The 1,674-nt window shown below is 66.5% G+C and carries 1 protein-coding gene; it reads left to right on the forward strand.

Annotated features, from left to right (window positions below; all coding sequences use genetic code 11):
* Positions 1 to 116: 116 nt before the first annotated feature.
* The gene (locus tag ACRWNM_RS36490) at positions 117 to 1,454 is read left to right on the forward strand and encodes an IS110 family transposase (RefSeq protein ID WP_431972726.1); all 1,338 of its coding nucleotides are present in this window, start codon (positions 117 to 119) and stop codon (positions 1,452 to 1,454) included.
* Positions 1,455 to 1,674 lie beyond the last annotated feature (220 nt).

Raw genomic sequence — 1,674 nt, forward strand, 5'->3', positions numbered from 1 at the left:
GCATAGAAAGACGTTCTATGCGCCGGGTGTCTGGACGAGGGAACGTCCTCCTGATGCGCTTGTCGGGCTTGGTGTCCCATCGCAGTAGGAGGACGTTCGTGGGTAACGGTAGTGGCTTGTCGCGGGGTGATCGCAACCGAAACGCCCGTTTGGCGCGGCTTCGGGCGCTGGTCCTGGCCGACAACGCCATCGTCGGGATTGATCTGGCCGACCGGAAACAGATGGTGGTAGTGACCGATCACGACTCGAAAGTGTTGGCCCGCAAAACATTCCGATGCCGGGCATGGGATCTGGGGGCCGCGTTGGACTGGGCGGCCCAGCGGGCAGCGGGCGCGGGTTTCGCCGGGGTGACGGTGGCGTGTGAGCCGACCGGACACCGGTGGCGGGTGCTGGGCCAGTTGGCCGCTGACCGGGGTATGGCGTTCGTGTGTGTCCAGCCGTCGATGACCTCCTGGTCACGTCGCGCCGAGGACCTGACCTGCGACAAAACCGATGAGAAGGACGCGGTGCTGATCGCCCGGTTGACCGCGCAGTTGCGTTGCTATATCCCTGAGCCGGTCGATGAGACCTGGGGCCGGTTGCGGCATCTGGGTGCTCGTCGCGAGCAGGTGATCGTGGAGATGGTCAGCCAAATCCAACAACTGCGGGCATTGCTGGAGTGCGTATGGCCGGCCGCGCTGCACACCGCGCGACAGCCGTTTCGTTCCCGCACTTGGGTCGCGGCGATGAGCGTGATCTGCGACCGCGATGGCGGTGACCTGGCCCGGACCCGCCGTCTCGGCCTGGCCCGTCTCGAGCAGGCGGTCCGCCGCGAGATTACCCGTCGAGGCGGTCAGAAACCGTCGCTGCGGATCGTGGGCAACCTGTTCACCGCCCTCGATGATCCGGCCGGGGTGAGCGCGCACCGGCGCGGCGCGCTGGAACGAGTGCAGCTGCTGCTGGGCGACTGGGCCGAAAACCAGCGACGCCTCACCGACACCGAAGCTCGAATGATCAACGTGCTCAACGAACTTGGACTCACTGACCTGGTCACCTCGATCACTGGGATCTCCGCGGTCGGGGCCGCGGCGATCCTGGCCGAAACCGGCGACCCCGCCCGGTTCACCACCGCCCGCGCTGTGGTCAAACACGCTGGTCTGGCACCACGAGAGAAACTATCCGGCACCTTCACCGGCCGCACCAAACTCACCGGCCAAGGCCGACCCGGCCTGCGCCTGGCCGCGTGGCGAGCCGTGTGGGGCGCCCAACGCGCCAACCCTGTTTATGCCGCCCGCTACCGGCACCTGACCGGCCGCGAAACCAATAAACTCACCCCCACCCAAGCCCAAGCCGCCATCGCCGCGACGATCCTGCGGCACCTGCATGCGGTCGTCACCACCGGCAAGCGCTGGGATCCACAAACCGCCACGCACGGCACACGACCAGCCAGCACCCTGATCCCGGTGGCCGCCTGAATATTTCGGCGACCATCGAGCGGGCGGTCGGGGCGAGCCCCACGCGGCATCGAGACACACCGTTGATCTCGCCGGAAATCATGGGCAGCCCCGCCCGTCGTCACCTCAACCCGATTACACGCTGCAGGGACCAACCCCATCACCGCTATGCCGGGACGACGACGGACGAGGCACCGACCGAACCACTTGACACAAAACGACTTACGCTGATTTCCGGACG

Source organism: Nocardia sp. bgisy134 (genome assembly GCF_965341865.1).
GTDB lineage: Bacteria > Actinomycetota > Actinomycetes > Mycobacteriales > Mycobacteriaceae > Nocardia.